Origin of the sequence: Labrys sp. WJW (assembly GCF_001676615.1) — a bacterium.
GTDB lineage: Bacteria > Pseudomonadota > Alphaproteobacteria > Rhizobiales > Labraceae > Labrys > Labrys sedimenti.
In genome coordinates this window covers 32,208-46,436 of the sequence record NZ_LYXZ01000030.1, presented here as the reverse complement: position 1 = coordinate 46,436, position 14,229 = coordinate 32,208, and the positions used below count along the sequence as shown (strand labels likewise).

The following is a 14,229-nucleotide window of genomic DNA, read 5'->3' as shown; positions in this document are numbered from 1 at the left end:
AAGCACGAATATGGAGTGTGAATGTCGATCTCCCGATCGACATTCTTTTCAACAAAGAAATCCTCCACTTATGGTTGGGTCATGCAGTCCAACCCGCGCGCTCAATTTAACCATGGGCGCCGGCGCCATGATGCTTCGGAATCTGGACGTCTTCCAGCAGAAGCGTCAGCGCCATGGCGACGAAGTAGAGCGCCGCCACCCAGATGAACATCGCGTTGAAGCCACTCGAATAGTGGCCGAGCACTACTTCACGGACCGTATCCGGCAGGCTCGCCGCCAGATGCGGGTTCAGTCCGGTCAGTCCGTCCGGCAGCAGCGCAGCCGCGTCGGCGGGCAGCGTCGCCGTCTGCCGGTTCAGGGCCCAGGTCATCACGGCGCCATTCAGTGCCAGTCCGAGTGACGCTCCGACGGTCCGTGCCTGTGTGATCAACGCGGTCACCGCGCCGATGTCCTGCGGCGGCGCCGCGGCCTGGATAGCCACGATGAGCACCTGGAACTGCAGACCCATGCTGATGCCGAACAAGCCCATCATCGCAGCCAGCAGCCAGATCGGCGTGTGTGAATTGATGAGGACAAAGCCTAGCATCAGCAGCCCGCCAATGGCCATCGATGCCACCGGCATCCATTTGTAACGGCCGGTTGCGGCAATCACCCGCCCCGCGACGATCGAGATGATCATCGAGGTCACGGACGCCGGCACGAACACGAAGCCGACTTCCGCCGGGCTCAACCCAGTCAGCGTTTGCATGTAGAGCGCGAAATAGAAGAACATCCCCAATGTCACCGATCCGGCGACCAGCGACACGCTCGCGACGATGCGGACCGTCGAATTGCCGAAGAGACGCAAGGGCACGATCGGCTCCTCGGCCCGCCGCTCGACCATGATGAACGACGCAATGGCGGCCAGCGCCAGCACCGGCAGCAAGTAGGTGAGCAGGTCCGGCCCGGCGCGGTCGAGCAGATGATAGCCCCAATAGACGATGGCGGTCGTGCCGATGGCCAGCAGGGTGCCACCCCAATAATCGATATGGTGCTTCTTCTCGCTGAACCGGCTGCGCATGGCGAACGCCAAGACCGCCAGCACGACGATGCCGATCGGCAAATTGACCAGGAACACCCAGCGCCATCCGAACAGGCTGGTGATATAGCCGCCGGCCAACGGACCGAGAACCGATGACAGCGCGAACACCGCCGAGCTGTAGCCTTGATATTTGGCGCGGTCGCGCGGCCCGAACAGTTCACCGATCATGGCGAATGCCGAGACCATCAGGCCGCCGCCTCCGATACCCTGCAGGACGCGCGCGGCTATCAGGCTTTCCATCGACCAGGCGGTGCCGCAGACCAGCGAGCCCAGCAGGAACAGGCCGATCGCCGTCAACACCACGTTCTTGCGGCCATACATGTCGCCGAGCTTGCCATAGAACGGTGAAACCGCGGCGGTCGAGAGAAGGTAGGCGGCGCCGACCCAGCCGAACAGGTGCAGATCGCCCAGTTCGCTGGCAATCGTGGGCAAGGCAGTGACGACGATTTGTATGTCGATGGTGGCCATGAACATGGCGATCAGTGCGCCGATATACACCAGCAAGGTTGCCAGGTCCGGCCCGGCTTCGGCCTCGATGGGCGCCGCATCCGAAAGGGTGGACTCGAGAGGCATTGGTATCTCCGTGGACTGGCCACGGTTTATGTGCTGTCGGCAAATGCATGTCAATGTCAAATATATGCCGGAAGCATATATTTGACATTGACATGCATTTTTGCTAGCGCGCTAGGGTATGAGCAGCAATGATACGGGGCTAGGCAAGCCCGACCGATTTCCCACCCTGTGTCAGACGCACGGCGATCCGGACCTCGCGAATTTGGCGCGCGGTCATGGCCTGTCCGAAGCAGCAGCCGAGGCCGTCGCCGCCATCGATGCGGTGATGCAGCAGATGAGGCGCTCGATCCAGCGCCGGGACCTCGGCCGTTTGCTCCTGGCGCGCGTCGAACCTTTGCTGGAAGTGAGCCATCTCGATGCGATCATCGCCATCGCGCTTAATCCAATCGTCAGCGCCTCCCCGCAGGACGAGGTGACCGTCGGCGTCATCGCCGAGCGCCTTGGCATCGACCCCTCCCGCGCCAGCCGCATCTGTGCCGATATCGTCGAGCGCGGCTACGCCTTCCGCGTCGCCTCGCAACTCGATGCCCGGCGCATTTGCCTCAAACTCACCGCCAAGGGCGAGCGTTTCGTGTCGGCGGTGCGCCAGACCAAATGGCGTATTTTTGCCGACTCGCTGGCGCGGTGGGACGAGCAGGAACTAGTGACGTTCGCCGCCTTGCTGGAACGCTTCGCGGGTTGGGCCATGGACGAAGCAAGGATAAGCAGGTCGGCGGATGCCGTTAAGCAGATGATGGACGCGACGGAGCCCGGCGCGGACCCAGCCGACGCGAAATGAAGGCCGGCGATGTGCTGGTCTCGCCCGGTGCCCAGATCGACGCCAAGGACTTGCTGATGGTGGTGGGGTAACTTCCGGGTGCGCGGGCTTCCAGCCCGCTCTTTCTACCTTTTCTTGGAACCGGCGCATTTGCAGGGTAGGAAGAGCGGACGAGACGTCCGCGCACCCGGAAAGCCCATGCCCCCCGCCTTCATCCTCCATTCCCAGCTTGCCGGGGATTCGATCGCCATCGGCGATCTCGCCCTTTCGCAGCTCCGCTTGATCAATGATGCCAGCTTTCCCTGGCTCCTGCTCATCCCAAGGCGCCCCGACATCAGCGAGATCATCGAGCTCGACGAGGCGGACAGGGCCGTGCTGATGCAGGAGATTGCCGCGGTCTCGCAGGCTTTGAAGACCCTGACCGGTTGCGACAAGCTCAATGTCGCCGCTCTTGGCAATATGGTGCTGCAGCTCCATATCCACGTCATCGCGCGCTTCAAGGGCGACCCCGCCTGGCCGAAGCCCGTCTGGGGACAGGTGCCGGCCCGGCCCTATGCGGAGGCCGTTGCCGCCGATTTGATTAGCCAGCTTCGTAGATTGCTCCCGATTTCATGAGATCCCGCCGGAAGACATTGCCATGAGCCTGCATACCCTGTTCGATCGTTCCGCCGCCATCGCCTATTCGCTCAATCCGCTCGATCGTGCCTCCGGCCAGCGCGAGGACGAGGCTTTCATCGCGGACAAGCTGGCGCATTCGTCCTGCCGCTTCTTCGCCTTTTCCGGCGACATTCCGCTCCTGCGCATCCGCGACGGCATTCATGAGGCCCTGTTCGATCGGGAGGAGATTGAGTCCTTCAAGGATAGTCGGCAAATCATATTCCTGGGCCTGCAGCCGGATGGCAGTGCCGTCTTCGCCCGGGCCTTCGACAAGGGGCTGGTCGACGATCTCGCTTGGCGTCCGGACGTGGAGGCGATGGATCTGCGCTCGCTCGCCATGCGGGGATTGGTGACGCCGGAGATCCTCGGCGAGCTCTCCACCGCCAAGGAAGTGCTGGACTGGCACCAGCGCCATCGCTTCTGCGCCAATTGCGGGCAGGAGACCCGGATCACCGCCAGCGGCTGGCGGCGCGATTGCGCCAATTGCAGCACCCAGCATTTTCCGCGTGTCGATCCGGTGGTGATCATGCTGGCGATCGACGGGGAGCGCTGCCTGATGGGCCGCCAGACCCGTTTTCCGGAGAAGATGTATTCGGCGCTGGCCGGCTTCCTGGAGCCGGGCGAGACCATCGAGGATGCGGTGCGCCGGGAGGTCCTGGAGGAATCGGGCATTGCCTGCTCGCATGTGCGCTATTTCGCCTCCCAGCCCTGGCCCTTCCCCTCCTCGCTGATGGTGGGCTGCTTTGCCCGCGCCACCGGCCGCGACATCAATGTCGACATCAAGGAACTGGAGGATGCCCGCTGGTTCACGCGCGAGGAGGTGGTGCAGATGCTGCTCGACGAGCATCCGGAAGGCTTCAACGCCCCCAAGCCGATGGCAATCGCCCATCACCTCCTGAAGGAATTTGCAGAGAAGGGCGGCGCAGTGGTGCCGTGAGGTTGGAGCGCGGACATCCCAGCGACATGCAGGCATGTCGCGATGTCCGCGCTCCAGCGTCACTCCGCCGGAGGGGCGTGGTCGTCGCGGGCCGGATCGGCCGGAAACACGCCGAAGATGCGCATCTTGGTCGAGAAGAAGCCGAGTTCCTCCAAGGCGCGCTTGAGGTTCTTCTCCTCGGGGTGGCCGTCGACCTCGGCATAGAACTGGGTGGCGGAGAAGTGGCCGCCCACCATGTAGCTTTCCAGCTTGGTCATGTTGATGCCGTTGGTGGCAAAGCCGCCCATTGCCTTGTAGAGCGCGGCCGGCAGGTTGCGCACCGTGAAGATCAGCGAGGTCACCGTCGGCCCCTGGCCGACCGGCACCCAGTCGGGCTCGCGCGACAGCACCACGAAGCGGGTGGTGTTGTAGGGCTCGTCCTCGACGTCGGGCTTGAGGATATCGAGGCCGTAGATCTCCGCGGCCAAGGTGGAGGCCAGCGCGGCCTTGCTCGGGTCCTGCCAGTCACGCACCAGGCGGGCGGCGCCGGCCGTGTCGCTCTCTGTCACCGGCGTGAGGCCGAGACCGCGCATGGTGATGCGGCACTGGCCGAGCGCCTGGGGATGGCTGTGCACCGTGCGGATGGTCTGGAGGCTCGCCCCCGGCACGGCCATGAGCTGGTGGTGGATCGGCAGGAAATACTCGCCGATGATATGCAGGTCCGAGGTCGGCAGGAGATGGTGGATGTCGGCGACGCGTCCCGCCACCGAGTTTTCGATCGGGATCATGGCGAGGTCCGCCTCCCCGGAGGACACCGCATTGAAGGCGTCCTCGAAGGTCGGGCAGGGCAGGGCCTCCGCGTCGGGATAGACATTGTTGCAGGCGATATGGGAATTGGCCCCGGGCTCGCCCTGGAACGAAACTTTCAGCTTGGACTCAGTCATACGCTAGGTTCTTTCGAGAATTTGGCGGGCGCGATCGAGGTCTTCCTGGGTGTCCACACCTAGCGGCACGGCGGGGACGACCGCAACATCGATGCGCATGCCCGCTTCCAGGGCCCTGAGCTGTTCGAGGCGCTCGCGCTGCTCAAGGGGGGCAGGCGGCAGGGTGACGAAACGCTCCAGCGCGGCCCGGCGATAGGCGTAGAGGCCGATATGATGATAGAGCCCGCCCTCGCCCCAGGGCGCCGTGGCGCGGGTGAAATACAGCGCCCGCAGCACGCCGGGCCCGATCGGCGTGCCCACCACCTTCACCACGCTGGAATTGGTCTTCTCCTCCTCGCGCGTGATCACCGCGGCGAGGGTGGCGATATCCACAGCCTCGTTGGCGAGCGGGCCGAACACGGCGCGGATGGTCTCCGGCTCGATGGTCGGAAGGTCGCCCTGGACATTGATGATGGTGTCGTGCCGGCCCTCGGGGTCGATAGCGCTCAAAGCCTCGTAAATGCGATCGGAGCCGGTCGGATGGTCGGGCCGCGTCATCACCGCTTCACCGCCCGCGGCGCGGATCGCCTCGGCGACCTCGGCCGTATCGGTCGCGACCACCGCCCGGCCCAGGCGCGATTCGCAGGCGCGGCGCCAGACATGCACGATCATCGCTTCGCCTGCGATCGGGGCGAGCGGCTTGCCCGGCAGGCGGGTCGAGGCCATGCGGGCGGGGATCAGGATGAGGGGATTGGACAAGGACAACAGCCTCTGAACAGCCGCTTCCGGAGCGGGGCGGCGAAAAGTAGCAAGCGCGCGCGATTTATACGAGTTGCAAACTACCGGTCAAACCGGATAGAGGGTCCCATGCGGTTTGCCGCTTGACAGAGCGGCTACCGGAGTTTGTGTTTGAGGCCATGAGGTGCGGGGGCATCTTATGCCTTTCGTCAGATTGATCTCGAGTCGGAGCCGGGGATGAGTTCGTCGTCATCGTTTGAACTGAACAAGATTGCCGGCGCAGTCCTGGGCACGCTGATGCTGACCCTGGGACTCGGTATCGTCGCCGAGGAGATTTTCAAGCAGGAAAAACCGGAGAAGGCTGGCTACGAACTCGCCGACGCTGCGCCGGCCGCCACGGCCGAGGCGCCTGCCGCCTCCCAGGATCCGCCGCTGGCCGAGCTGGTCGCCAAGGCTTCGGTCGAAAAGGGCGCCGCCATCTTCAAGAAGTGCGCGGCCTGCCACACCGACGACCAGAGCGGCAAGAACGGCGTGGGCCCGAACCTGTTCGGCGTGATCGGCGGCCCGAAGGGCCACAAGTCGGACTTCGCCTATTCCGACGCCATCAAGGCGCTGCATGACAAGGGCGAGACCTGGACGCCCGACGATTTCTACCACTTCATCAAGAGCCCGCAGGCTTTCGCCAAGGGCACCAAGATGTCCTTCGCCGGCCTGCCCAAGCCGCAGGATCGCGCCGACATCCTGGCCTATCTCAATTCCAAGAGCGACAAGCCGATCGATCTGCCGAAGTAAGCAGTGGCGCTCCTGCCAGAAATACCGAAGCCGGGCCCTGCGCCCGGCTTTTTGCTGTGATGTGATCTCGATCTCTCCGAGTGAGCCGCGATCAGCCTTCTCCCCTTGGGGGAGAAGGTGGCGCGTAGCGCCGGATGAGGGGAGAAACGCAATTCTTGCGAGGAGGGCGCCGCCACCCCTCATCCGCCCCTTCGGGGCACCTTCTCCCGCAAGGGGAGAAGGCGGGTCGCGTCTTGCTGGGATGGGCCGTGCAGCCCCTATTTCCGCCGGATGCCCAGCGGTACGCCCACGGTGGCTGGCACCGGCAGGCCGGCATGGGCCTTGGCGATCGCCTCGATCCGTTCGGCGATCTCAGGCGGGAAGGGGGAGGAGCGCCCGGCCTGCATGTCGACATGCACCAGGATCTGCTCGGCGGTGGCGAGCACCTCGCCATCGGCCTCGTTGGTCATGGCGTGGAAGACGTGCAGGCGCTTGGCATCGTGGTCGATGAGCTGCAGCGTCAGCGCCAGGGGATCGCCGATATGGGCCTCGCGCAGGTTCCGGATGCGCGTTTCCATGGTGTAGATCGAGGAACCGGCCGCGCGATAGGCCTCGTCGACGCCGATCATGCGGAAAAAGGCGTCCGAGGAATCCCCGAACGCCAGCAGGAAGGCGCTCTCGGTCATGTGGTCGTTATAGTCGGTCCAGGCCTCGACCACCGGCGTGCGGTGCAAGGCCAAAGGGGCCGGGATCGGTTTGGCCCGATCCCAGCCCTGGAAGGGCTTGCCTTCGTTGGGGGTGGTGACCCGGCTCATTTCTGCTTCTTGAGGCCGAGCTTGTCGCGCGCCTCGGCCGGAGTCAGCGCCCGCCCGCCCAGGCGCTCGATGACTTCCTTGGCACGGGTGGTGAGCGACTGGTTGGTCGCATGCACGCCGCGATCGAGCCAGATATTGTCTTCCAGGCCGACGCGGACATTGCCGCCCAGCAGCATGGACTGGGCCACGAAGGGCATCTGCATGCGGCCGATGGCGAAGGCGGCCCAATTGGCGCCCGGCGGCAGATGGTTGCGCATCGCGACCATGGTCTCGGTGGTCGCTTCCGCGCCCCAGGGAATGCCGAGGCAGAGCTGGAACATCGGCGGCGCATCGATCAGGCCACGCTTGATCAGGTCCTTGGCCTGCCAGATATGGCCAAGCTCGAAGCACTCGATCTCGGGCTTCACGCCGACGGCCTGGATGCGCTCGGCCATTTCGCGCAGCGTCTCGCCGGTGGCCATGAACAGGCCGTCGCCGAAATTCACCGAGCCGCAGTCCAGCGTGCAGATCTCGGGCCTCAGTTCCTCGACATGGGCGACGCGTTCGGCCGCATTGGCGATGTCGGTGCCGGCGCCGCCGGTGCGCGGATTGGCGGGATCGAAGAAGAAGTCGCCACCCATGCCGGCGGTGAGGTTGATCACCACGTCCACGCCCGAATCGCGGATGCGCTCGACGGCTTCGCGGTAATGTTCGAGCTTGCGCCCGGCCTTGCCGGTCTCGACATCGCGGACATGCAGATGGGCGATGGCGGCACCCGCCTTGGCCGCCTCGATGGCGGAATCGGCAATCTGCTTGGGCGTGACCGGAATGGCCGGGTGCTTGCCGACGGTGTCGCCGGCTCCGGTGATCGCGCAGGATATGATGACGTCGGTATTCACGGTGTTTCCTCCCTGTGAAGCCGATGTTAGGCCAGCCCTGTTTACGCACGTGACCTGTCGCGACAGGCACGGTGCAGAATGCGACAGGGGCGCTTTGACGGCTTATGTGGTGGTTCCCAAGGGTGGACGTCTCGTCCGCCTTCTCACCCCGTCATGCGAAGCCGGCCCAGGAAACCCCTGGCATTGTCGAGCGCCTCCTGCCGGTCGCGCCAGAAGCGCTCGTTGAGCTCGTGAATGGCAATGACGTCGGCCGGGAAGCTGCAGTGCTCGGCGAGGGCGTCCCAGGGCAGGCTGCCCCAGCCCAGCGGCAGGTGCAGGTCGCCGAGGCCGAAGGCATTGGCCTCGGCGCTGTCATAGACCCAGGGCAGGTCGGGCTGGCCAAAGGAATCGTGCAGATGCAGGTGCTTGGCGAAGGGGGCCAGAGCCTTGGCTTCCTCCAGGAAGTCATAGCCATATTGGCTGGCATGGATGAGGCCATGGCTGAAGTCGAACGTGGCCCGGACATGCGGATGGTCGATCAGAGCGAGTTCCTCGGCCAGGCGCGCAATACTCGGCGTCGCGGCATAGGGGCCGAAATCGAACAGGTTCTCGACGCAGAGCACGACATCATGCGCGGCCGCGACATCGCCGGCACGGCGGAGATAGTCGCGCTGGCGGGCGGCGGCATTCTCGGCGTCGTGGCGCTCGTCGGCCTGCATCATGCCGGCATGGATGACGAGGTGAGGCGCCCCGATGCGGGCCGCGATTTCGATGAAGGCTTCGGTGGTTTCCAGGAAGCGCGGCAGCAGCGCCGGCGGGGCCATGAAGTTGATCGGCAGCGGGCCATGCACGGTGAAGCCAAAGGGACGGTCTCGGCATATGGCCTCGAATTCGGCGACGCGCGCGGCCATCAGGCGCCCGGCGAGCACGAGATCGTAGTGGTAAGCGGGTAGCTCGACAAAAGCGAGGCCGAGATCGGCGACCTCGTCGAGCCGGGCGGCGAGGTCGGACAGATCCGGCTGCCCCTCGCGCGAGGTCAAGCCGAGGGCGGGCTGGGTGGGCATTTCGGACTCCCTTGGTCGTGTCGGAGCAGCATAGGCTTCCTGCCTGCCGCTGGTATCAGATTGTTGACGATATCGCTTCTACAGTCCGGAATATTTGTTGCGTCGCAATAATCCTGCTATGACAAATCCGTGACGAGCATTCAGCGACGGACCTGCAATCTGTAGTTTGGTGGTGCTATGTTTGAAGAACTTAAGGGCATGATGGGGTTGGGGGCGATTTCCGCGCCCGTCTACACCATCTACGAAGCGACTCATGCGGCGCTCGGCCCGACTAGAGCCTTTTCCGATGCGACTCGGGCGTTTTTTGAGAATCCCGGCAATCCTTTTTCCATGACCACCTGGGGCAAGTCGGTTGCGGCGGCCTGCGAGGTCTTCGAGCGCGTGACGCGCCGTTACGGCAAGCCTGAATTCGGCATCAAGGACGTGCTGGTGGGCGGCGAGCGTGTCGGCGTGCACGAGGAAGTCGTCTGGCGCCGGCCCTTCTGCAATCTCCTGCATTTTTCCCGCGCCATCCGCGGCAATCACCGTGCGGACCCGAAGCTCCTGATCGTGGCGCCGATGTCGGGCCATTACGCCACCTTGCTGCGCGGCACGGTCGAGGCCTTCCTGCCCAGTCATGAGGTCTACATCACCGACTGGACCGATGCCCGCCTGGTGCCGGTATCGGAGGGACGCTTCGATCTCGACGACTATATCGACTACATCATCTCGATGCTGCATGTGCTCGGCCCCGATACCCATGTGATCGGCGTCTGTCAGCCTTCGGTGCCGGTGATGGCGGCGGTATCTCGCATGGAAGCGGAGAAGGACCCCTATGCGCCGCTGACCATGACGCTGATGGGCGGCCCGATCGATACCCGCCTCTCGCCGACCAAGGTCAACGACGTCGCCGTCGAGAAGGGCGTCGACTGGTTCCGCTCGAACGTCATCACCAAGGTGCCGTTCCCCAATCCAGGCTTCATGCGCGACGTCTATCCTGGCTTCCTGCAGTTGACCGGCTTCATGACGATGAACCTCAGCCGCCATTTCGACGCACACAAGACGCTGTATTTCGATCTGGTGCGCGGTGACGGCGACAGCGCCCAGAAGCATCGCGAATTCTATGACGAATATCTCTCGGTGATGGATCTGACGGCAGAATTCTACCTGCAGACGGTCGACACCGTGTTCGTCAAATACGCCCTTGCCAAGGGCGAGATGACCCATCGCGGCAAGCCGGTCGATCCGGGCGCCATCCGCAACACTGCGCTCTTCACCATCGAGGGCGAGAACGACGACATCACCGGCCACGGCCAGACCCATGCGGCCCATGGCTTGTGCGTCAACCTGCCGGCCGACAAGCGGGCCCATTATACCCAGCTCGGTGTCGGGCATTACGGCGTCTTCAACGGCTCGCGCTTCCGCGCCGAGATCGCGCCGCGCATCTCCGACTTCATCCGCTCCAACTTGGCGCCGACCAAGCCGACGAGCCGCGGCACCAACGATCCGATCCCGCTGGATTCAAAGCGCGGCAAGGGCCCGGTGCGGCCGGTCTCGGTCTGATCCACTCTCCGTAAGATCGCCAGGACGGGCGCATGGGGCACTTTGCCCGCGCCCGTCGGAAAGCGGCTCGGGTGCCATCTTCGCTCTCCCGGCTCCGGATCTGATGCCGGTGTACCGGTCCGTTGACGGCCATCTGCCAAGGCCATAGGGCTGGATGGGATCGAAAAGGAAGGCGGGTGGTTCCATGCGCAATATGGCGGGCTTGGTTTTGATGGTCTCGTCTTGCCTTGCCGGCGGCATTCCGGCCGCCGCGCAGGATTTCGGCAGAGACGGGGGAACGGTGACCGTCCGCACCGAAAATTATCCGCGTCCGCCCTATTCCGGGGCAACCTATTATATTTACGAGCAGAACGAGGCCATCATCTGCACCAAGCTCGAGGTTTGCAACAAATTCGGCGATTGCACCACGAGCTATAAGAGCGGCTTCTATAAAGACGATCCGGACATCGAAACGGGGAAGGCCTATGGCAGCACCCCGCCAGTCGTCATCACGCCCAGCAAATACGCCAAGCATGTCTGCCTGATGAAATATTCCCGTGGCCGATGGTGAGGCTGGCCACTGCGCCATCGCGCCGGGCCGCAGGGTTGCCGCAACCTTGGGGAATGATGCTATGCTGGGCGGGCAAAATTTGTCCCTCCCCGATAGAGATCCTGCTTGTCCCATTCTGTCTTGCGCCTGCGGCTCGCCCATCGCCTGATCGCGGCGGCCCTGCTTTGCCTGTCCGTCGCTCCCTTTCCCGCCCGAGCCGAGACCGCTGCCGGGATCGCAACTTGGCCTCAGGCCGATAGCGACCTGAAGCCGGAAGCCGGCATCCGCTTCGGCGTGCTCGGCAATGGCATGCGCTTTGCGGTGATGCGCAACACCACGCCCGCCGGCCAGGCCGCCATCCGGCTGCGCATCGGATCGGGCTCGCTGCAGGAGGCCGACGACCAGCAGGGCCTTGCCCATATGCTCGAGCACATGGCCTTCAAGGGCTCGACCCGGGTGCCGGAAGGAGAGATGGTGCGCATCCTGCAGCGCAAGGGGCTGGCTTTCGGGGCCGATACCAATGCCCATACCAGCTATGACGAGACGGTCTATGCGCTCGACCTGCCTGAGGTCGATGCCGATACCGTCTCCACCGGACTGATGCTGATGCGCGAGACCGCGAGCGAACTGACGCTCAGCGCCTCCGCCCTCGATCGCGAGCGCGGCGTCGTTCTTTCCGAGGAGCGCTTGCGCGACACGCCCGGCTATCGCGGCGTCATGGGCCTGTTCAACGTCCTCCTCGCCGGACAGCGCGTGCCGGAACGCGCCCCGATCGGCAAGACCGAGATCATCCGTACCGCGCCGATCGAGCGGCTGCGCGCCTATTACCAGGCCAATTACCGCCCGGACCGTGCGACGTTGCTGGTGGTCGGCGATATCGACCCCGCCGCGATGGAGGCGGAGATCCGCCGGCGCTTCGAGGACTGGAAGCCGGTCGGACCTGCCGTGGCCGAGCCGGATCTCGGCCAGCCGCTCAAGCGCGGCGTCGGCGCCGATGTCGTCAAGATTCCCAGCGCCAACACCAAGATCTATCTCAGCTGGATCCGTCCCTACGACGCCGCGCCCGACAGCTATGCCAAGCGGCGCGGGACCGCGATCGAATATGTCGGCCTGTCCGTGCTCAAGCGTCGCCTCCAGGCCCTGTCGCGCAAGGCCAATCCGCCCTTCATCGCCGCCGATGTCGGCTTGCAGGATCTCTACGAATCGGCCCGCGCCAGCCTGCTGTCCGCCGATGTCGAAGCCGGTGCCTGGGACAAGGGCCTGGCTGCGCTCGACCAGGAACAGCGCCGTCTGCTGCGCTTCGGCACGAGCCAGGCCGAGGTCGATCGCGAGGTGGCGGAATATCGTTCTGCTTTGCAGTCCCTGGCCGATGGCGCGGCGACGCGCACCAGCCCCGATCTTGCCGCGATGCTCGCCAACAGCGTCGACGAGGCCAAGGTCTTCACCTCGCCGGCCGACGATCTCGCCTTGTTCGAGCGCATGGTGAAGGGGTTGACGGCTGCCGAGGTCGACAAGGCCGTCCAAGCCGTGTTCTCCGGCAGCGGCCCGCGCCTGGTGCTGCAGGGCGCCGAGCCGCCGGAGCCGGCCGTGGTCGAGAAGGCCTATGCGCAGTCGCAATCCGTTGCCGTGACCGCGCCGGCCGATGCCGCGGCAGTGGTCTGGCCCTACACGAATTTCGGCAGCCCGGGCACCGTCGTCGAGCGCCGCACCGTCGAGGATCTCGGCGCGACCATGGTGCGTTTTGCCAATGGCGTCCGCCTGACCGTCAAGCCCACCAAATTCCGGGCCGACGAGATCCAGGTCCGCCTCGATATCGGCCGGGGCCGGCTCGACCTGCCGCATGACCGGCCGGTTCCGACCTGGACCGCCCAGGCGGTCGAGCTCTCCGGCCTGAAGGCGATCGACTATGACGACATGCAGAAGGTGCTGGCGCCCAAGATCGCCAGCATCGGCTTCTCGCTGGAGGACAATGCCTTCAAGTTCGAAGGCACGACCCGTCCGGCCGATCTCGCCACCCAGCTGCAGATCTTCGCCGCCTATGCCTCCGATCCCGCCTGGCGGCCGGAGGTCTTCGAGCGGATCCGCCAGCTCTATCTCGCCAATCTGCCGCAATATGAGGCGACGGCCGGCGTGGTGGTCAGCCGGGACTTCCAGGGGCTGATCCATTCCGGCGATCCACGCTGGACCTTCCCTGACCGCCCGCAATTGCTGGCGGCCAAGCCTGACGATTTCCAGGCCCTGTTCTCGCCGGTCTTTGCCAAGGGCGCCCTCGACATCACCATTGTCGGCGATATCGGCGTGGATGATGCCATCCGTGAAGTCGCGGCAACCTTCGGTGCGCTGCCGCCCCGTCCTGTACTGCCGGCGCCGGTCGCCGATGGCGGCGGGGCCTTTCCCGTCGTCACGGCCGAGCCGGTCGTGCATACCCATTCCGGGCGTCCGGACAATGCCGCCGTGCTGGTGGCGATACCGGTGGGCGACATGCTGTCGGACATTCCGCGCAGCTTCACGGCCGATCTCGCCAGCTCGATCCTGGTCAACCGCCTGATCGACGAGTTCCGCATCGCCGAGGGGGCGACCTACTCTCCCCAGGGATCGGTCGACCTGTCTTCTTCCCTGCCGGGCTTCGGCTATGTCTATGCCATGGTCGAGACCACGCCGGCCAAGGTCGCCTCCTTCTATGCGCTGGTGGACAAGATCGCCGCGGATCTTGCGGACAAGCCCGTCTCCGCCGACGAACTCGCCCGCGCCCGAGCCCCGAAGATCGAGACGATCCGGCGTCGGCGGCAGGAAAACGACTATTGGCTCGGCAAATTGAGCGGCAGCCAGACCGATCCACGGCGCCTGGATCTGATTCGCGCCGGCCAGGACGCTTACGACAAGGTCGGCCCCGAGGACATCCGAGCCTTTGCCAAGACCTATTTCAAGCCCGGTAGCGTCTGGAAGCTGACGGTGCTGCCGGCGGGGGTTGCCGCAGCGCGCTGAGGCTCGCGGCAGGATTCGCCG

Annotated in this window: 13 protein-coding genes; 7 read left to right on the top strand and 6 right to left on the bottom strand. The window is 64.7% G+C overall.

Translation table 11 applies throughout. The features are described 5' to 3' along the window. Positions 1 to 106: 106 nt before the first annotated feature. Positions 107 to 1,654, bottom strand: coding sequence for an MDR family MFS transporter (locus tag BA190_RS18920; protein ID WP_068290755.1), 1,548 nt, complete (start codon positions 1,652 to 1,654; stop codon positions 107 to 109). 118 nt (positions 1,655 to 1,772) lie between these two features. Between BA190_RS18920 and BA190_RS18915 the strand changes: the two genes are divergently transcribed. The 3 genes from BA190_RS18915 (at position 1,773) to nudC (ending at position 4,005) form a co-directional block, all read left to right on the top strand. After that, complete coding sequence (locus tag BA190_RS18915) at positions 1,773 to 2,432, top strand: MarR family winged helix-turn-helix transcriptional regulator (RefSeq protein ID WP_068290753.1); 660 nt, start codon at positions 1,773 to 1,775, stop codon at positions 2,430 to 2,432. Between the two features lie 177 nt (positions 2,433 to 2,609). Beyond that, positions 2,610 to 3,026, top strand: coding sequence for an HIT family protein (locus BA190_RS18910; protein WP_068290751.1), 417 nt, complete (start codon positions 2,610 to 2,612; stop codon positions 3,024 to 3,026). Positions 3,027 to 3,048: 22 nt separating this feature from the next. Further along, positions 3,049 to 4,005, top strand: a complete 957-nt coding sequence (gene nudC / locus BA190_RS18905) for an NAD(+) diphosphatase (protein WP_068290749.1) — start codon at positions 3,049 to 3,051, stop codon at positions 4,003 to 4,005. Positions 4,006 to 4,064: 59 nt separating this feature from the next. Here nudC and BA190_RS18900 read toward each other — a convergent pair whose 3' ends face one another. Next, positions 4,065 to 4,928, bottom strand: a complete 864-nt coding sequence (locus tag BA190_RS18900; protein ID WP_068290747.1) for a prephenate dehydratase — start codon at positions 4,926 to 4,928, stop codon at positions 4,065 to 4,067. Between the two features lie 3 nt (positions 4,929 to 4,931). Then, positions 4,932 to 5,666, bottom strand: coding sequence for a 3-deoxy-manno-octulosonate cytidylyltransferase (locus BA190_RS18895; protein WP_068290806.1), 735 nt, complete (start codon positions 5,664 to 5,666; stop codon positions 4,932 to 4,934). A 216-nt stretch (positions 5,667 to 5,882) separates the two neighbouring features. Between BA190_RS18895 and BA190_RS18890 the strand changes: the two genes are divergently transcribed. After that, positions 5,883 to 6,437, top strand: coding sequence for a cytochrome c family protein (locus tag BA190_RS18890; protein WP_068290745.1), 555 nt, complete (start codon positions 5,883 to 5,885; stop codon positions 6,435 to 6,437). 257 nt (positions 6,438 to 6,694) lie between these two features. Here the strand turns inward: BA190_RS18890 and BA190_RS18885 are convergent, their stop codons facing one another. From BA190_RS18885 to BA190_RS18875, 3 genes are all read right to left on the bottom strand, one after another. Next, on the bottom strand, positions 6,695 to 7,231 hold the full coding sequence (locus tag BA190_RS18885) for a thioesterase family protein (RefSeq protein ID WP_068290743.1): 537 nt from the start codon (positions 7,229 to 7,231) through the stop codon (positions 6,695 to 6,697). Continuing rightward, a complete protein-coding gene (locus BA190_RS18880) occupies positions 7,228 to 8,109 on the bottom strand; it encodes a 3-keto-5-aminohexanoate cleavage protein (RefSeq protein ID WP_068290741.1) in 882 nt (293 codons plus the stop codon). The genes BA190_RS18885 and BA190_RS18880 overlap by 4 nt, the downstream gene beginning before the upstream one ends. 143 nt (positions 8,110 to 8,252) lie before the next feature. Continuing rightward, entirely contained in the window at positions 8,253 to 9,152 is a 900-nt protein-coding gene (locus BA190_RS18875; RefSeq protein WP_068290739.1) for a sugar phosphate isomerase/epimerase, read from the bottom strand. 177 nt (positions 9,153 to 9,329) lie between these two features. On the opposite strand from BA190_RS18875, the gene BA190_RS18870 reads away from it, so the two are divergent. From BA190_RS18870 to BA190_RS18860, 3 genes are all read left to right on the top strand, one after another. Further along, on the top strand, positions 9,330 to 10,694 hold the full coding sequence (locus tag BA190_RS18870) for a polyhydroxyalkanoate depolymerase (protein ID WP_082979864.1): 1,365 nt from the start codon (positions 9,330 to 9,332) through the stop codon (positions 10,692 to 10,694). A gap of 184 nt (positions 10,695 to 10,878) precedes the next feature. Continuing rightward, complete coding sequence (locus tag BA190_RS18865) at positions 10,879 to 11,244, top strand: hypothetical protein (RefSeq protein WP_068290737.1); 366 nt, start codon at positions 10,879 to 10,881, stop codon at positions 11,242 to 11,244. Positions 11,245 to 11,349: 105 nt separating this feature from the next. Continuing rightward, complete coding sequence (locus BA190_RS18860; protein ID WP_156771588.1) at positions 11,350 to 14,208, top strand: M16 family metallopeptidase; 2,859 nt, start codon at positions 11,350 to 11,352, stop codon at positions 14,206 to 14,208. The last annotated feature ends 21 nt before the right edge of the window (positions 14,209 to 14,229 follow it).

Bases quoted from the DNA above. Each gene is read 5' to 3' on its own strand.
- BA190_RS18915 (WP_068290753.1), top strand. From the start codon at position 1,773: ATGAGCAGCAATGATACGGGGCTAGGCAAGCCCGACCGATTTCCCACC.
- BA190_RS18870 (WP_082979864.1), top strand. From the start codon at position 9,330: ATGTTTGAAGAACTTAAGGGCATGATGGGGTTGGGGGCGATTTCCGCG.
- BA190_RS18885 (WP_068290743.1), bottom strand. From the start codon at position 7,231: ATGAGCCGGGTCACCACCCCCAACGAAGGCAAGCCCTTCCAGGGCTGG.
- BA190_RS18910 (WP_068290751.1), top strand. From the start codon at position 2,610: ATGCCCCCCGCCTTCATCCTCCATTCCCAGCTTGCCGGGGATTCGATC.
- BA190_RS18865 (WP_068290737.1), top strand. From the start codon at position 10,879: ATGCGCAATATGGCGGGCTTGGTTTTGATGGTCTCGTCTTGCCTTGCC.
- BA190_RS18890 (WP_068290745.1), top strand. From the start codon at position 5,883: ATGAGTTCGTCGTCATCGTTTGAACTGAACAAGATTGCCGGCGCAGTC.
- BA190_RS18920 (WP_068290755.1), bottom strand. From the start codon at position 1,654: ATGCCTCTCGAGTCCACCCTTTCGGATGCGGCGCCCATCGAGGCCGAA.
- BA190_RS18900 (WP_068290747.1), bottom strand. From the start codon at position 4,928: ATGACTGAGTCCAAGCTGAAAGTTTCGTTCCAGGGCGAGCCCGGGGCC.
- nudC (WP_068290749.1), top strand. From the start codon at position 3,049: ATGAGCCTGCATACCCTGTTCGATCGTTCCGCCGCCATCGCCTATTCG.
- BA190_RS18875 (WP_068290739.1), bottom strand. From the start codon at position 9,152: ATGCCCACCCAGCCCGCCCTCGGCTTGACCTCGCGCGAGGGGCAGCCG.